Annotated in this window: 15 protein-coding genes; 4 read left to right on the top strand and 11 right to left on the bottom strand. The window is 66.7% G+C overall.

Annotated features, from left to right (window positions below):
• Positions 1–160 precede the first annotated feature (160 nt).
• Positions 161–706 (bottom strand): DUF1697 domain-containing protein, encoded by a 546-nt coding sequence (locus FHS96_RS20640; RefSeq protein ID WP_429596151.1) that lies wholly within the window; start codon positions 704–706, stop codon positions 161–163.
• 57 nt (positions 707–763) lie between these two features.
• Here FHS96_RS20640 and gmk point away from each other — a divergent pair, with 57 nt between their 5' ends.
• Both gmk and FHS96_RS20630 read left to right on the top strand, forming a co-directional pair.
• The gene (gmk, locus tag FHS96_RS20635; RefSeq protein ID WP_429596148.1) at positions 764–1420 is read left to right on the top strand and encodes a guanylate kinase; all 657 of its coding nucleotides are present in this window, start codon (positions 764–766) and stop codon (positions 1418–1420) included.
• A gap of 76 nt (positions 1421–1496) precedes the next feature.
• Positions 1497–2066 (top strand): hypothetical protein, encoded by a 570-nt coding sequence (locus FHS96_RS20630; protein WP_429596145.1) that lies wholly within the window; start codon positions 1497–1499, stop codon positions 2064–2066.
• An 88-nt stretch (positions 2067–2154) separates the two neighbouring features.
• Here the strand turns inward: FHS96_RS20630 and FHS96_RS20625 are convergent, their stop codons facing one another.
• The 4 genes from FHS96_RS20625 to FHS96_RS20610 form a co-directional block, all read right to left on the bottom strand.
• Positions 2155–2904: a class I SAM-dependent methyltransferase gene (locus tag FHS96_RS20625; RefSeq protein WP_429596142.1), complete on the bottom strand. Its 750-nt coding sequence runs from the start codon at positions 2902–2904 to the stop codon at positions 2155–2157.
• A gap of 125 nt (positions 2905–3029) precedes the next feature.
• A complete protein-coding gene (locus FHS96_RS20620) occupies positions 3030–4319 on the bottom strand; it encodes an adenylosuccinate synthase (protein ID WP_429596139.1) in 1290 nt (429 codons plus the stop codon).
• A 78-nt stretch (positions 4320–4397) separates the two neighbouring features.
• A complete protein-coding gene (locus FHS96_RS20615) occupies positions 4398–5009 on the bottom strand; it encodes a hypothetical protein (protein WP_429596136.1) in 612 nt (203 codons plus the stop codon).
• A gap of 81 nt (positions 5010–5090) precedes the next feature.
• Positions 5091–7610 carry a beta strand repeat-containing protein gene (locus FHS96_RS20610; RefSeq protein ID WP_429596134.1) on the bottom strand — a complete coding sequence of 840 codons (2520 nt, stop codon included), beginning with the start codon at positions 7608–7610 and terminating at the stop codon, positions 5091–5093.
• A gap of 167 nt (positions 7611–7777) precedes the next feature.
• Between FHS96_RS20610 and FHS96_RS20605 the strand changes: the two genes are divergently transcribed.
• Positions 7778–8662 carry an alpha/beta fold hydrolase gene (locus tag FHS96_RS20605; RefSeq protein WP_429596131.1) on the top strand — a complete coding sequence of 295 codons (885 nt, stop codon included), beginning with the start codon at positions 7778–7780 and terminating at the stop codon, positions 8660–8662.
• Between the two features lie 17 nt (positions 8663–8679).
• On the opposite strand, the gene FHS96_RS20600 is transcribed toward FHS96_RS20605, so the two are convergent.
• The 6 genes from FHS96_RS20600 to FHS96_RS20575 all read right to left on the bottom strand — a co-directional run bounded on the left by FHS96_RS20600 (position 8680) and on the right by FHS96_RS20575 (position 15668).
• Complete coding sequence (locus FHS96_RS20600; protein WP_429596128.1) at positions 8680–9801, bottom strand: ATP phosphoribosyltransferase regulatory subunit; 1122 nt, start codon at positions 9799–9801, stop codon at positions 8680–8682.
• A 40-nt stretch (positions 9802–9841) separates the two neighbouring features.
• Positions 9842–11419 carry a phosphoglycerate dehydrogenase gene (gene serA, locus FHS96_RS20595; protein ID WP_429596125.1) on the bottom strand — a complete coding sequence of 526 codons (1578 nt, stop codon included), beginning with the start codon at positions 11417–11419 and terminating at the stop codon, positions 9842–9844.
• Positions 11420–11565: 146 nt separating this feature from the next.
• Entirely contained in the window at positions 11566–12696 is a 1131-nt protein-coding gene (locus FHS96_RS20590; protein ID WP_429596122.1) for a phosphoserine transaminase, read from the bottom strand.
• 303 nt (positions 12697–12999) lie between these two features.
• Positions 13000–13833 (bottom strand): class I mannose-6-phosphate isomerase, encoded by an 834-nt coding sequence (locus FHS96_RS20585; RefSeq protein ID WP_429596119.1) that lies wholly within the window; start codon positions 13831–13833, stop codon positions 13000–13002.
• An 84-nt stretch (positions 13834–13917) separates the two neighbouring features.
• Entirely contained in the window at positions 13918–14697 is a 780-nt protein-coding gene (gene purC / locus FHS96_RS20580; protein ID WP_429596116.1) for a phosphoribosylaminoimidazolesuccinocarboxamide synthase, read from the bottom strand.
• A gap of 101 nt (positions 14698–14798) precedes the next feature.
• Entirely contained in the window at positions 14799–15668 is an 870-nt protein-coding gene (locus FHS96_RS20575) for a DUF4349 domain-containing protein (protein ID WP_429596113.1), read from the bottom strand.
• 276 nt (positions 15669–15944) lie between these two features.
• On the opposite strand from FHS96_RS20575, the gene kdgD reads away from it, so the two are divergent.
• Positions 15945–16883: a 5-dehydro-4-deoxyglucarate dehydratase gene (gene kdgD, locus FHS96_RS20570; protein WP_429596110.1), complete on the top strand. Its 939-nt coding sequence runs from the start codon at positions 15945–15947 to the stop codon at positions 16881–16883.
• Positions 16884–16885 lie beyond the last annotated feature (2 nt).

Genomic DNA, 16885 nt, shown 5'->3' with positions numbered 1-16885 from the left:
CGCCTCAGCCATGCGTCGGGCCGCGGCGATCATGCCGCACGATCCGATTCGCTTGCTGATACTGCTTCAAGTCTCGCTCCCACACCCCAACTCGATCCACATTGACGGCTGGGCCGATAGGACGCAACACGTGAATAATCACCTAATAGATGCATCGGCGTCAACGCCGGTGGAGCAGTTCGTCTATCGCTTCGACGGACTTGAGATTACGCGCGGTAACGGCCGATCCGGCGCATTTGTCGATAAATGCCGGGGATAGTTGGGTGTTTGCCACCCCGCCGCTGCCATAGTCGATCCACAGCGCCCCGCCGGTCACGCGAATCCGTTCGCCGGGCTGCGCGCGTTCGATGATCGCATCGCAGGCACCCTGCTCCAGCGCGTGGCGAGGGAGGGCAAGGTGGAGCATCTTCGGCAGCGCATCGGCATCGCCGGCAAAGGGATTGGATTTCAGATGCGCGCGCCATTCGGCGGCGCTGCGGACGATAACGTCGCAGGCGAAGCCGAAGCGCCCGGGCAGAGCCGCTTCCAGCGCGGTCGCGATCGTCTCGGCATCCTCGGCTGAGCCGAACACCGCGTTGCCGCTCGCGATGTAGGTCTCGGTACCCTCGAAGCCGAGTTCGCCGCAGAGCGCGCGCAGTTCGGCCATCGGCACCTTGCGATGGCCGCCGACATTGATCCCGCGCAGCAGCGCCACCCACCGCTTCATGCCGGGATCCGACCGAGTCGGCGTTGACGAACCGGCTTCCCCGCGTCACTAGCGGCCATGCACGAGCCCTCTGCTTCGCTTCGCGACCCGTTCAGGCGTCGCGGCGTCCTCTTCGTCCTTTCATCGCCTTCCGGCGCCGGCAAGTCCACCATCGCGCGCAAGCTGCTCGCGGCAGAACCAGGGCTGGAAATGTCGGTCTCCGCGACCACCCGCGGCATGCGGCCGGGCGAAGTCGACGGGAAGGACTATCATTTCGTCGACCTCGAACGCTTCCGCCAGATGGCGAACGATGGCGCGTTCCTCGAATGGGCGCACGTCTTCGGTCATCGCTACGGCACGCCGCACGAGCCGGTCGACCGCGCGCTGGAGCAGGGCCGTGACGTGCTGTTCGACATCGACTGGCAGGGCGCGCAGCAGCTGTTCCAGCAGGCCGGCGGGGATGTCGTCCGCATCTTCATATTGCCGCCGGGGCTCGATGAACTCCGCCGCCGCCTGATCGCGCGCGGAACGGACACGATGGACGTCATCAACGCGCGCATGGAGCGGGCCGCGGCCGAGATCGGTCACTGGGACGGCTACGACTATGTGCTGGTCAACGACGATGTCGAGCATTGCTTCAACTGCGTGCAGACCATCCTGCACGCCGAACGGCTGAAGCGCAGCCGCCAGCAGGGGCTGATCGGCTTCATCCGCTCGATGGTGAAGGAACGCTGATCGCAGCGCGTGCGGAACATGTTTCGGCCTCCCATGGTTCGGGTGTAGCATCGGGCGCACCACAGGGGAGATCGACATGGTCAGGACAATGTTGGCGGGGCTGGTCGGCGGCTTCGCCCTCTACATGGTGGGATTCATCTTCTGGGGAACGCCGCTTTCGGCGCTTGCTTTCTCGAAGATCGACGCGCAGCGCAGCGCGGCCGTGCAGCTTTCGCTGTCGCAGAACCTCACCGAGGCGGGCACCGGTACCTATCTGATCCCCGATCCATCCAGCCCGCAGGGTACGACCGCGTTCGGGCAGGGGCCGATCGCGACGGTGCATTTCAACACCGGCGGCTTTCCCGTGGTCGATGCCGGTGCGCTCACCGCCGGGCTGGTGCTGGCGCTGGTGGTCGGCCTGCTGATCGCCTTCGCGCTCGCGGTGGTGGCGCCGCGGCTGCCGGCCTTTGCCGATCGTGCCAAGCTGGTCATCGTCGTGACCACTGCCATCCTCGCTTGGACGCATTTGGGTCAGCCGTTGTTCAATCACGCGCCCTGGGGGCATTTCATCTATCTGTTCGTAGCGGACCTGCTCGGTTTCATCGCCTGCGGGCTGATCGTGGCAAAGATGCTGCCCGTGCGGGTGCTGGCTGCCGAGGTGCGTTGAAAACGTCGGGAAGGGCGTCTTAGTTCTCAGCACATGCCATCATCCCGGCTCAAGACCGGGATGACGGGGGGACGGCAACGCCGCCTCCTCAACCCGTCCGGCGTTCTCCGATCAGCGTTCCCTTGGTGCCGGACGTATCGAGATAGAAATCGAAGTCCGGCCAACGCTTGCGCCAACGCTGCGCGACGATGCGTTCGCCGGGGCGGGCGCCGTCATCGAGCATCACCAATCCGCCCGGGGCGATGCGGTCGAACAGCGCCTCGGCCGCGCCGCGAATATAGGGGTGGATGCTCCAGGGCGGGCCATCGATGATCAGCAGGTCGATGCGCTCTGGGATATGATCCAGCTTGTACCACAGCCCGTGCCAGTCGCGCGGGGCGGGGGTCAACGGGGCGTGGCGCATGTCTGCATCGAGGCCATGTTCCAGCAGCCACTCGCGCGTCGCGGCGACGAAATCGGCATGCTGGTCGAAGCTGGTCAGCCGGCCGCCGCCATGAAGCTGCAGCGCCCGCGCGGTGACGAGGCTGGAGGCGCCGGCGCCAAGCTCGACCACCTGCGCCGGCCGGCGCGACTCGACGGCATCCACGATGTGATGGAGAAGCGCGGTATCCGCCTTCCAGCTCCCCAGATTGGGCAGCGCGTCCTCCGGCAGATCGAGCCGCGCGAGCAGCCGCTGCTTCTCGGCGCGCGTGCCGCCGGAAAGGCTGTGCAGCAGCCACGGCCAGCCGACTGCGCCGAAGAACAGGATATGCGCCCAATCGAGCGCGGAGGTCGCATAGCCGGCGATCGCATCGGCCTGGGCGCGGGGGAGTAGGCCGGTGGCCTCGCGGGTCGTCATCGCGACACTGGGTGCGCGCTCATAGTGACGAACACAAGGCCGTCACAATATTTCCGTCGCAGCTACGCACCCGTTGGCCAACCTCGATCACGATGCGGCCTGTCAGGACCGCGTCGTCAACGGGATCAGTCGGTGAAGGGATCGCGGACGAGGATGGTGTCCTCGCGCTCCGGCGACGTGGAAACCAGCGCGACCGGGCACTGGATCAGCTCCTCGATGCGGCGAATATATTTGATCGCCTGCGCCGGAAGCTGCGCCCAGCTGCGTGCGCCTGCGGTCGATTCGGACCAGCCTTCCATCGTCTCGTAGATCGGCTCGACCGCGGCCTGATCGGCTGCATGCGCGGGGAAATGGTCCAGCGCCTCGCCGTTCAGGCTATAGCCGGTGCAGATCTTCACCGTCTCGAACCCGTCGAGCACGTCCAGCTTGGTGAGCGCGATGCCGGTGATGCCGGAGACGGCGGCGGACTGACGGACCAGCACCGCATCGAACCAGCCGCAGCGGCGCTTGCGCCCGGTGACGGTGCCGAACTCGCGACCGCGCTCGCCCAGCTGCTGGCCGGTCTGATCCTCCAGCTCGGTGGGAAAGGGGCCGGAACCGACGCGGGTGGTGTAGGCCTTGACGATGCCGAGCACGAAGCCGACCGCCGAGGGCCCGAGCCCCGATCCGCCCGCCGCGGTGCCCGCGATCGTGTTGGACGAGGTGACGAACGGATAGGTGCCGTGATCGATGTCGAGCAGCACGCCCTGCGCGCCCTCGAACAAGATGCGGTCGCCACGACGACGCGCCTCGTTGAGACTCAGCCAAACCGGCCGCGCATAGGGCAGCACCACCGAGGCGATCTCGCGCAACTCGGCCAGCAGCGCGTCGCGGTCGATCGGCGGCTCGCCAAAACCGGCGCGCAGCGCGTCATGATGCGCGGTCAGGCGATCGAGCTGCGGCCCCAGCGTATCGAGATGCGCGAGGTCGCACACGCGGATCGCGCGGCGGCCCACCTTGTCCTCATAGGCCGGGCCGATGCCGCGGCGGGTGGTGCCGATCTTGCCGGCGCCAGACACGTCCTCGCGCAGCCCGTCGAGGTCGCGGTGGAAGGGCAGGATCAGCGGGCAATTTTCGGCGATGTGGAGGTTGTCCGGCGTGATCGTCACGCCCTGCGCGCTGAGCTTCGCGATCTCGTCGCGCAGATGCCAGGGATCGAGCACCACGCCGTTGCCGATGATCGAGAGCGTACCGCGGACGATACCCGACGGCAGAAGGGAAAGCTTGTAGACCTGCTCGCCGACGACCAGCGTATGCCCGGCGTTGTGACCGCCCTGGAAGCGCACGACGCACTGCGCGCGCTCGGCGAGCCAGTCGACGATCTTTCCCTTGCCCTCGTCGCCCCACTGGGCGCCGATCACGGTCACATTGGCCAAACTGCATCTCCTCGGCCCGAACGGCCGACGCGCGTTTAGTCAGTGTGGCGGCGAGCGTCCAGCAGTGTCGCAAAACTGTCAATCAGTGTCAGAGCCGGCGATGATGGTCAGGCGCCGGGTTTCGGGGATGTGGATGCTGAACAGGAAGACGCCCCACCATTCCATGCCGGCCTCGAAATAATCCCAGACTTCGGGCAGGCGTGGGCTCGACCAGTCGAGAATGGTCGCCTCGCTGTGCGCTGGCAGGATGGCGGGGCGCAGATCGTCGAATAGCGACTGGATCTCCCCCGGGGACGCACGCAATCCATATGGCGTGATCGCGAAGGCGTAGGCCAGTTCACCGCCCGAACCCGCTTCAGGAATATCATATGAGCCGCCGCTGACATCCAGCCCGTCAAGCGCACCGAGGGAAGCGTTTTCCAGCTTTCGTCCATCGGCCAGCGTCCGGCTGCCGCGCGCCACCAGCCTTCCGGTTGCGGGATCGAACCAACTCCCGAACAACGTCGCCTCGTCGATCCGCCGCCCGCCGATCGCCCGCAGCACCTCGCGCCGATAATCGGGCGCGTCGAGGGTCAGGCCGATGGCATCGAGGATCTCGTCCTCATTCCCCTCGGCCTCCTCGAACAACATGATATCGAGCACGCCGCCGATGGCTTGATAGCGTTCGATGCTGGCAGGGCGTTTGAACACGGGTTTCATCCCCCATGATAACGCCCCAAAAAGGAAGGGGCAGCATCGCTGCGGCCCCTCCAGGTCGCTATGGTCCGTTGCTCAGAGCACCCAGGTCCCGGTCAACGCCGTCACGTCACCGGTGAACAGGATCGAGAAATCCGCCACGCCGTTGCCGTCGGTATCGCCGCGCAAGGTCGTGGTGTTGGTGCCGGCGTCGAAGGCGAGCGTGAGCTGGGCCGCGGTGCCGGTGAAAGCGGCCACCTGGGTAAAACCCTGGTCACCGACCGTGACGCTGTCGGCATCGACCGCCGACAGGTCGAGGATGTCGCCGAGCGTGAAATCGGTGATGCGGTCGGCATTGGCGCTGGCCGGGCTCTGGACGATCGACTGGTAGACGAAGCTGTCATTGCCGGCACCACCGGTCAGCGTGTCGCGGCCGGCGCCGCCGATAAGGATATCGTCCCCGTTCGCACCGATGAGGATGTCATTGCCATTGCCGCCGTCGAGCGTGTCATTGCCGCTGCCGCCATCGATCACGTCTTCGCCGCTGCCACCGCTGATGCTGTTGCCCGTCGCGTTGCCGGTCAGCGTGTCGGCGTGGTTGGACCCGATCAGATTCTCGATCGACGACAAGGTGTCGATGCCGGCACCGCCGGTGTTCTGCGCCGCAGCGTCCAGCAGGCTCACCGTCACGCCCGTCGTCGCGGTCGCATAGCTGGCCGTATCGACGCCGGCGCCGCCCAGCAGCGTGTCGTTGCCGAGGCCGCCTTGCAGCAGATCATTGCCGGCATTGCCCGTCAGCAAATTGTCGCCCACATCGCCGGTCAATTGGTCGTCATGCGCCGAGCCGATGACATTTTCGATCCCGATCAATGTGTCGGTGCCCGCGCCCACCGTACTCTGCGCGGTGGCGAACGTCAGGTTGACGCGCACGCCAGTGGCGGCCGCGGCATAGCTCGCCGTGTCGATGCCGTCGCCGCCGTCGAGCGTGTCATTGCCGGCATTGCCGGTCAGCGCGTCGTTGCCCGCGCCGCCGCGCAGGATGTTCCCAAATTCATTGCCGTTGAGCACATCGTTGAACGCCGTGCCGGTCAGGTTCTCGATGTTGCGGATCCGGTCCAGCCCGGCACCCAGCGTGTTCTGCACCGACTGGCTGATGAGGTTCACCGTCACCGCCGAACCGACCAGCGAATAATCGAGCGTGTCGTTGCCGAAGCCGCCGTCGATCGTGTCATTGCCCAGATCACCGCGGATCACGTCGTTGCCGGCGCCGCCCGCAAGGCTGTTGTCGCCGGCATTGCCGATCAGCAGATCGTCGAACGCCGATCCGACCAGGCCCTCGATGCCGGTCAGCGTGTCGATTCCGCCGCCACCGGTGTTCTGCGCGGATGTCGTCAGCAGGCTGACGGTCACGCCTGCGGCCGCCTCGGCATAGCTGGCGATGTCGATGCCCGCGCCCCCGTCGAGGCCGTCATTGCCCACTCCGCCCGACAGCGCGTCATTGCCGTCGCCGCCGATCAGCACGTCGTTGCCGGCCAGGCCGTTGATGATATCGTTGCCGAGGCCACCTTCGATGCGGTTGGCGTCGGCGCCGCCGGTCAGCGTGTCGTTGAAGGCGCTGCCGATAACGTTCTCGAACCCGGTCAGCGTATCGATGCCTTGGCTGATCGTGCTCTGTGCGCTCGTCAGGTTCAGATTGACCGTGACCCGCGCCGCGGCGCCGGCATAGCTTGCCGTGTCGATGCCGGTGCCGCCGTCGAGACTGTCGTTGCCCGCGCCGCCTTCGATGATGTCGTTGCCGCCCAGGCCCCGGATCCTGTCGTTGCCGGCAAGACCGTAGATCGCGTCACTGCCAAGCGTGCCTTCGAGCACGTCGTGGGTTGCGGTGCCGGTGATCGTGATGCCGTCGTACAGCCCATCGAGCAGATAGACTGTGCCCGACGTGTTCACGACATAGACCTGCCCGGTGCCCGGCACGACCGCAATGCCTGAAAGCCCGCCGACGGAGGGCAGTGGGATCTGCTCGATCTCGACACCGTCTGGCGAGATGCGCAGCACGCTGGTCTCATCGCTGCTCACCAGCAGCAGGTCGCCGGTCACAGGGTCAACGTCCAGATCGCCATAGTTGATGGTGAAGCCGTTGCCATCGACCGTGAAGGTGTTGAGCACCGCGCCTGTCGCCGGATCGATCTCGGCGACGGTGCTCCGCTCGGTGGACGGTACGCGATCCTGCACCAGGAAGAAGGTGCCGCGCTCCGGATGATAGGATCCGCCGACGACATGGCTGTCGCCAAACTGCGTGACCAGTGTCGCGATCACCGCGCCTGTCTGCGGGTTGACGGCGTAGATCTCCGCCACGCCGCTTTCGCCGTTGATCTGGATCGCTGTGCCCGCGGGCACGTCGACGCCGCCCAGGGTGAACGGGGTGGAGGCGAAGTCCAGGTCATAGTCGTTGGCGCTTTCGCCGGCATTGGCGAAGCTGCCCAGATTGACGCCCGTGCTTGAAAAGCGCGTGACGAGGCCACTGCCATTATAGACCAGGATCTCCCCGGTCAGATCGTCATAGCCGATGCCCACCGCGCCGCCGGGGGTCGTGAATTGTGATGTAATCGTCAGCATGCCCGCTTCTCCTCTCGCGAGAGCCTCTGCCCTCTCCCCGCCTAGCGGCGTGGCGCGGCAAAGCGGGTCAGCGCTTCCGCCCATTTTTTTGTGGCTTCACGGAAATCTCCGGTTCAGCCGCGCTGCCATAGCCAGCCGCGGTGAATCGACGGTGCAGGGAGTAAGGCGTGCTGATACCGCTCAGAATCCTCGCGGCGGGCGCGATGCTGATCGCGGCGCTGGGCGGCGCCGTTCCGTCATGGGCATCGGCGCCGGTGGAGCGAGCCTATGGCGCTGATCAGCGGCAGCGGCTCGATTTCTATCCGGCGGAGCAGCGCGATGCACCGCTGATCGTCTTCGTTCATGGCGGTGGCTGGTCGGCCGGGGACAAGCGCATGGCGGCGGGCGACAAGCCCGATCATTTCGTCGCGCGCGGCTTCGCCTTCGCCTCGGTCAATTATCGGCTCGTGCCCGATGTAAGCGTCGCCGATCAGGCGGCGGACATCGCCCATGCGATCGCATGGCTGGAACGCGAAGCCCCGCGACTGGGCGTCGATGCGAGGCGCATCGTGCTGATGGGGCATAGCGCGGGGGCGCATCTGGCGGCACTGCTCGCGACTGATCCTGCCTATCTGCGCGATGCCGGCGCACGGCTCGAAAATGTGCGCGGCGCGATCCTGCTCGACGGTGCCGGCTATGATATCGCCGAGCGTATGCGCGATGCGGGTCCGTTCGAACGGCGGCTGTATGAGCGCGCCTTCGGCACCGACCCCGCGCAATGGCACAAGCTCTCGCCCTCGACGCATGCGGCGGCGCCCAATGCCGCCGGCTGGCTGCTGCTCCACGTCCGCGACCGTGCCGACTCGCAGCGGCAGGCGGATGCACTGGCGGAGATGCTGCGCGAGGCTGGCAACACGGCGATCGTCGACGGCTTCGACACCACCCACGGCCGCCTCAACCGCGAACTCGGCACTGCGGGCGACCGCGCAACGGCGGTTGTCGATGCCTTCCTCGATAGCTGCTTCGGCGAGAATCCCGAAGAAATCATGGGCGTTTGCACGCCGCGGCGGTAGCGGGCAGGGCGGGCGGCCTAGACCGCTACGATCTCTCCGCCCTCGAACCGGTGCGTACAGCCCAGCGCCGCGGCATCGTCATCCGCATCCAAGGCCGCGACCGTGGCCCAGCCATCCGCGCGCAGCCCTTCGACCGCGCCCGCATCGGCATCGAGCGGCACGAAGATGCGGCGGCGCGGCTTGCCGCCGAGGCCGGCGTCGATCAGCGGGTCGGGATAGAGCGAGAAGCCCACCGCAGGCTCCTCGCGACCATCCGGATGGAGCACGGTGTAGCTGCCGCCGCGGCCGATTTCGCCCGAGACGCCCTCGGCGAACAGCGAAAAGCCGAACCAGCTCTGATATTCGAAGCCGTGACGCTCGGTGGGGTCGAGCGTCAGCGCCGCCTTGCCCTCCACCGCCGTCGTGATCGCCTCGATCCCGGCGATGCGTGAGGCAAGCACGCCGCCCGCATCGACCGCGCGCAGCCGGTCAAGCGCCTGCGGGAAAGGGCCGGCGGCGTCGATCAGCGGCAGATAGCGCTCGAACCCTGCTGCGGCGAGGCCGCCGGCGTCCTTGGCGTCGAGCAGTGCGCGAGCCTGGTCGATCCTGCCCGCCGCGATCGGGAAAGGTCCGGCGGCGAGCGTGTCAACGAGATCGGGCAGGGTGATGTCGAGGGTGACGCCGGCAACCCCGGCGCGCTCGAGCGCGGTCAGCGCGAGGCTGACGATCTCGCGCGCGGCGGCGATGTTGTCGGTGCCGACGATCTCGGCGCCGACTTGCATCATCTCACGCTCGGGGCGGAGCTGCGTCGCCTTGAGCTTGAGCACCGGGCCGCCATAGGCCAGCCGCAATGGTCGCGCGCGGTGCGCCATGCGGGTGGCGGCGATGCGCCCGACCTGCGCGGTAATGTCCGGCCGCAGCGCCAATGTGCGCTGGGAGACCGGATCGATCACGCGCAGCAGATCCTGCGGGCGCGACGATTTGAGGCGGCCGATCAGCGTGTCCTCGAACTCCGCCAGCGGCGGCGAGACGCGCTCATACCCCCACGCCTGCGCGACATCGAGCGCGCGCCAGACGAGCCGGGCAAGCGCGTCTGCGTGCGGAGGCAGGCGGTCGCGGAGGCCTTCGGGGAGTAGGCCGGGGGCGGTGATAATGCTCATTCCTGCTCCCTCTCCCCATAGGGGAGAGGGAATCAAGAGATTAAAACCGCAGCGCCTTGGCGCGCTTCACGCCGGGGAGGTTGCAGACGCTCCACAGCAGCGGTTCCGGGACCGGCGTGTCGACCGACAGCAGCAGCGCCGCTTCGCCGCCGGTCGAGCGACGGCCGAGGTGGAAGGTGCCGATGTTGACGTCGGCCTCGCCCAGCGCGCTGCCGATGCGGCCGATGAAGCCCGGCGCGTCCTCGTTGACGATGAACAGCATATAGCCGTCGAGATCGGCCTCCATGCGGATGCCATGCAGTTCGACGAGGCGGGGCGCCGCATCGCCGAACAAGGTGCCGGCCACCGAACGCTCGCCATCGGCGGTCGTCACCGTCACGCGCACCAGCGTGTGATAGTCGCCCTCGCGGTCATGGCGCACTTCGCGCACGTCCAGACCGCGCTCCTTGGCGAGGTAGGGCGCGTTCACCATGTTCACCGTGTCCGAATAGACGCGCATCAGCCCCGCAAGCACTGCGCCGGTGATCGGCTTGGCATTGAGGGCGGCGGCGGCGCCTTCCAGTTCCACCGCGATGCCTTGAATCGCATCGCTTTCGAGCTGGCCGACCAGCGCACCCAGCTTCTCGGCGAGGCCGAGATAGGGCTTGATCTTCGGTGCCTCCTCGGCGCTCAGCGAAGGGATGTTGAGCGCGTTGGTGACGCCGCCATTGACCAGATAATCGGCCATCTGCTCGGCGACCTGCAACGCGACATTGACCTGCGCTTCGTTGGTCGAGGCGCCAAGGTGCGGCGTCGAGATGAAGTTCGGGGTGCCGAACAGCGGGCTCGCCTTGGCCGGCTCCTCGACGAACACGTCGAGCGCGGCGCCGGCGACGTGGCCGCTGTCGAGCGCCGCCTTCAGCGCCGTCTCGTCGATCAGCCCGCCGCGCGCGCAATTGATGATGCGCACGCCCGGCTTGCACTTGGCAATGTTCTCGGCCGACAGGATGTTGCGCGTGCTGTCGGTCAGCGGCGTGTGCAAGGTGATGAAGTCCGCCTTGGCGAGCAGCTCGTCGAGCGTCGCCTTCTCGACGCCCAGTTCCACCGCGCGCTCGGGCGTGAGGAACGGATCGAAGGCGACGACCTTCATCTTCAGGCCAAGCGCGCGGTCGGCGACGATCGAGCCGATATTGCCCGCACCGATCAGGCCGAGCGTCTTGTTGGTCAGCTCCACGCCCATGAAGCGGTTCTTTTCCCACTTGCCGGCCTGGGTGGAGGCATCGGCCTCCGGGAGCTGGCGAGCCAGCGCGAACATCAGCGCGATGGCATGTTCGGCGGTGGTGATCGAGTTGCCGAACGGCGTGTTCATCACCACCACGCCCTTCGCCGAGGCGGCGGGAATGTCGACATTGTCGACGCCGATGCCGGCGCGGCCGACGACCTTGAGGTTCGGCGCGGCGGCCAGCACGTCGGCGGTCACCTTGGTGGCCGAGCGGATCGCGAGGCCGTCATACTGGCCGATGATCTCGATCAGGCCGGCCTTGTCGAGGCCGGTGATCTCGTCGACTTCGCAGCCGCGCTCACGGAAGATGCGGGCCGCCTGGGGATCCATCTTGTCGGAAATCAGTACCTTGGGCATGGATTTCTACCTTCTTCTCCCTCTCCCCTTGGGGGAGAGGGTCGGGGAGAGGGGGAGTCCGGGCTATGTGCCGGAAATCGGGGAGTGGGCTCATACTGCCCCTCACCGTACCCTCTCCCCCGAGGGGAGAGGGCTATGGAGCGGGCTCAGCCGGCCTTGGCCGTCTCGTAGGCCCAGTCGAGCCACGGCCCGAGCGCCTCGATGTCGGCGGTGTCGACGGTGGCGCCGCACCAGATGCGCAGGCCCGCCGGGGCGTCGCGATAGCCGGCGACGTCATAGGCCGCATGCTCGGCTTCGAGCAGCGAGGCGATCTTCTTGATCAACGCCTCGTCGGCCCCCGCCACGGTCAGGCAGACGCTCGTGGTCGAGCGCGAAGCCGGATCGGCGGCAAGATGACCGAGCCAGTCGCGCTCCTCGACGATCTTGTTCAGCGCTGCGGCATTGGCATCGCTGCGCGCGATCAGCCCGTCCGCGCCGCCCACCGACTTCGCCCATTCGAGCGCGGCGATCGCGTCCTCGACGGCGAGCATCGACGGGGTGTTGATCGTCTCGCCCTTGAACACGCCCTCGGCGAGCTTGCCCTTGGAAACGAGGCGGAACACCTTCGGCAGCGGCCACGCGGGGGTGTAGGTTTCGAGGCGCTCGACCGCGCGGGGGCCGAGGATCAGCACGCCGTGGCCGCCCTCGCCGCCCAGCACCTTCTGCCAGGAGAAGGTGGCGACATCGATCTTGTCCCACGGCAGGTCGTAGGCGAACACCGCGCTGGTCGCGTCGGCGAAGGCCAGGCCCTCGCGGCCGTCAGGGATCCAGTCCCCGTTCGGCACGCGCACGCCGCTGGTGGTGCCGTTCCAGGTGAACAGCACGTCGTTCGACCAGTCGACCTGGGTCAGATCGGGAATCTGGCCATAATCGGCGCGCAGGATCGTGGGATCGAGCTTGAGCTGCTTGGCGGCGTCGGTGACCCAACCTTCACCGAAGCTCTCCCACGCCAGCGTGGTCACCGGGCGGGCGCCCAGCATCGTCCACATCGCCATTTCGAACGCGCCGGTATCCGAACCGGGGACGATGCCGATGCGATGGGTGTCGGGCAGGCGCAGCAGCTCACGCATCAGGTCGATGCAATATTGGAGGCGCGCCTTGCCGATCTTCGACCGATGCGAGCGGCCAAGCGATTCGGGGTTCAGCTTTTCAGCGGACCAGCCCGGCGGCTTTGCGCAGGGGCCGGAGGAAAAATAGGGGCGCGCGGGCTTGGTGCCCGGGCGGGTAATCGTCGTCATGCAGTCTCTCCTTGCAGAGAGCACGCGCCGCGTTGGGACGGCGTGGCCCGCCGGCGCTTCTAGTGGCGCTGGCGGGGGTGTCAATTGGAATGGGGTGAGTCGAGCCCGATTTCACCCAAGCTATTGATGGGAACGCGCATTTTCTCCCTTCATTCCGAGCGAAGTCGAGGGATGAGTCGGGTGACAGATGCTTGGGTCCACTCCCCAATGTCCCCCGACGTCGCTCGGGACGAACGGGTGGGGGTGACGGTTCGGTATCTCCGAGAACCGTACCTGGGCTCCCTGAGAAAACGGTGGGTAAACCTAAAGCGCCAGCCGCTCCGGCCCCGGATAGGAAAACAGGATGTCCGCGCCGGGTGCCACACTGATCGCGGCGCCGCCATCCACCGCCCAGCATTCGCCAGCTTCCCACGCGGCGCCATCGATCGTTCCCGACCCGACGACTGGCACGAACAGCCCCGGCCGGTCTGCGGGCAAGGCGATGGTGCGGTCACCATCCCACGACCAGCGTTCGAGTACGAACTTGCCGCCCTCGCACAATATCGTCCTTCCCGGCGTGACGACGACGCTCTTGTCCTCGACCTCGAACGGCACGGCATCCGACACCGCGACACCGTCGGTCAGGTGCAATTCGCGCGGACGGCCATAGTCGTAGAGGCGATAGGTGAGATCGACATTCTGCTGGACCTCGACGAGCGTCAGCCCGGCGCCGAGGGCATGCACGGTGCGAGCGGGCGAATAGATCACGTCGCCGGCCTTGGCGGGTTTCCAGTCGACAAGCTGTTCGATGGAGCCGTCGAGCGCGGCGGCGCGCAGTTCATCGCCGGTCAGCGGCTTCACTGTGCCAAGCGCGATGGTCGAATCGGGTTCGGCGGCCAGGATCACCCAGGCTTCGTCCTTGCCGCGTGGAAAGCCGGAAGCACGTGCCGATTCATCGTCGGGATGAACCTGGATCGACAGCTTCTCGCTTGTGAACAGATATTTGACGAGCAAGTCGGGTTCGGACCCGTCCAGCGTCTGGAACCACACTTCGCCCACCGGTTCGCCCTCGGGCGCGGGGTCGGGGAAACCGGGCCACAGACTGTGACGCCCCCAGGGTTTTTCCACTCGATGGGTTTTGAGACGGGTCGCAGACATGGGGCCTCCTCGCAGATGCAGCATAAGCCCAAGCCGCGAGGAGGGAAAGGGATCCGCGGCGCCTTTGTGACGCCGCTAACCCATTTACTTGCCGCGCTTCTTGCGGTGCGTCTCGAGGTCGAGAACCGCGGTGTCAGCGCCTTCCGGCAGCAGGCCCAGTCGGCGTGCGACCTCCTGATAGGCCTCCACCTCGCCGCCGAGGTCGCGACGGAAGCGGTCCTTGTCCAGCTTCTCGCTGGTTTCCATGTCCCACAGGCGGCAGCCATCGGGGCTGATCTCGTCCGCGAGAATGATGCGCGAGTAATCGTTGTCGAAGATGCGACCGAATTCGAGCTTGAAGTCGACCAGGCGGATGCCGATGCCGGCGAACAGGCCGCTCATGAAGTCGTTCACGCGAATCGCCATGTCGGAGATATCGTGCATCTCTTCCTGGCTGGCCCAACCGAAGCAGGCGATATGCTCCTCGCTGATCAGCGGGTCGCCCAGCGCATCGTCCTTGTAATAATATTCGATGATCGTGCGGGGCAGCTGCGTGCCTTCCTCGATCCCGAGCCGCTTGCTGATCGAACCGGCGGCGACGTTGCGGATCACCACCTCGATCGGCACGATCTCGACCTGGCGGATGAGCTGTTCGCGCATGTTGAGCCGGCGGATGAAGTGGGTCGGCACGCCGATATTGCCGAGCAAGGTGAAGATATGCTCGGAAATACGGTTGTTGAGCACGCCCTTGCCGTTGATCGTGCCCTTCTTCTGGGCATTGAACGCGGTGGCATCGTCCTTGAAGTACTGAATCAGCGTGCCCGGCTCAGGGCCTTCGTACAGGATCTTGGCCTTGCCTTCGTAAATTTGGCGGCGGCGGGACATCGGCATGCTCCAAAAGGCAGTTCGCCCCGGGCACGCAATGGACTCGCGCGCGACCGGGGCGGTTTGGCGGGGCGTATAACGGATGTGTCCGTGAGGCGCAATCAGGCTGCCGGAGGCGTCTCCACCACCACCGCCGCCCGCCGCTTCGCACGGCTGCGGCGGATCGCCCAGATGATGAGGCCGATCACCACCGCCCAGGGCAGGCCGCCGACCACCAGCACCATCAACCCGGCGATGCTGACGCCCAGCACCGCCGCCAGATTGCCGCCCGCCTCGCGGATCGGACGTGAGAAGCCCGAACCGCCGGCGGCGTTATAGTCGACGTCGATCTCGGACATGCTGACGCGCCCACGCATCTCGGCGAGCCAGCTCTGCGCGGCATCGATCTCCTCCTGAACCTCGGCCACCTTGCGTTCCGCCTCAACCAGTTCGGCGACGGTACCGTTGCGGCTCTGGAGCAACTGCATCAGCCGCGCCGACAGCGCCTGCTTGGAACGCAGCCGCGCCTCGGTATCGACGATCTTCTTGGAAAGATCCTCGGAGGTGGTGCTGCTCTCGTCGAGCGCGCCACCGGCGCCGTTGACTGCCTTGGAGAGTTCCCCACCGAAGCCACGCGCGATCCGCGCGTCGACCTGAAGCTTGAGCGAGCCGGAGGCGCCGCCGCCATCGGCCGAACTGCGCTGCATCTCGACCACCCGGCAGCGCGCCGGACCGAGCTTGTCGCAGGCGCTGACATGCGCCTGCTGTACATCTGCGATCTTGGCCGCCGGCACGTTGAACCCGTAGCGATAAGAATAGGCGATCTGCGGCAGCACGACCTTGACCGCCTGGCCCTCCTTCGCGGCGTCAGCGGAAACGGGCGCCGGCGCGGCGGCCTCCATCGCCTGGGAGGGCCCCCCGCCCTCGGGCGCCTGCCCGCAGGCGGCAAGGGATGCGAGGATGGCGAGGGGCATGAACCGTGCAAAATTCATCGCGGGCTCCCGATCGTTGGACGGTCAGTGTCCGGCCGCCGCCGCGGCCGGTCAACCGCGGCGGTGTGCGACCTTTTCTAGGGATACGGGATAGCCCTGCTCATGGATGCCGGCGGTGACCGGCGTCACTCCGACGCAATTGGATGCTCCTCCATCAAGCCAAGTCTTGCATCGATCGTGCGCGCCTTTGGTTTGGACCCTCGCGGGCGCCGTCCGTATCTGTCGGGGGCAGCGGCAAGGCGGGGACACGCTTGGCCCCAAGAGGAGAATTCCAGCATGAGTCAGTTCGGCCCTTCGGAAATGGCGCGCCTTCTCGGCCAAGGGCTGCTGTCCTTCCCCGTCACCCATTTCGACGCGGACGGCGCCTTTCTCGAAGCGCCCTATCGCGAACATTGCGGCTGGATGCTCGAACATGAGCTGACCGGTCTGTTCGCCGCTGGCGGCACCGGCGAATTCTTCTCGCTCGCCCCGCAGGAAGTCGCGACCGTCGTCGCCGCGGCGGTGGCCGAGACCGCGGGGCGCATCCCGGTGATCTCGGGCTGCGGCTATGGCACCGCGATCGCCACCGGCATCGCCCGCGATGCCGAGAAGGCGGGTGCTGACGGCCTGCTGCTGCTGCCGCCCTATCTCGTCGGCGCCAAGCAGGAAGGGCTCGCCGCGCATATCGAGACGGTGTGCCGCGCGACTGGACTGGGCGTGATCGTCTACAACCGCGACAATGCGGTGGTCGATGACGAGACGCTCGCCCGCCTCTGCGAACGCAACCCCAATCTCGTCGGCTTCAAGGACGGCGTCGGCGACATCGAACTGATGACGCGGATCTATGCGCGGATGGGCGATCGCCTCACCTATATCGGCGGGCTGCCCACCGCCGAGACCTTCGCCACCCCCTATCTGACGATGGGCGTGACCACCTATTCCTCGGCGATCTTCAACTTCATGCCGGAATGGGCGCTGGCCTTCTACAAGGCGGTGCGCGCGGGCGACCAGGCCTATGTGATGGACCAGCTTCGGGCTTTCGTGCTGCCCTATATCGCGCTGCGCAACCGCGGCCGCGGCTATGCGGTGTCGATCGTCAAGGCGGGCATGCGCGTCGTCGGCCGGGATGCGGGGCCGGTGCGCTCGCCGCTCACCGACCTGTCGGCGGCGGAAGAGGCGGAACTGCGCGCGCTGATCGAGGGCGTTTCGCCGAAGGCATTGTCGGCGGCGGCGTGACA

It is taken from the genome of Sphingomonas zeicaulis, from assembly GCF_050433225.1.
Taxonomy (GTDB): Bacteria; Pseudomonadota; Alphaproteobacteria; order Sphingomonadales; family Sphingomonadaceae; genus Sphingomonas_D; species Sphingomonas_D zeicaulis.
Note: the sequence above shows the minus strand (reverse complement) of the source record. Positions and strands in the feature narration are given on the sequence as shown.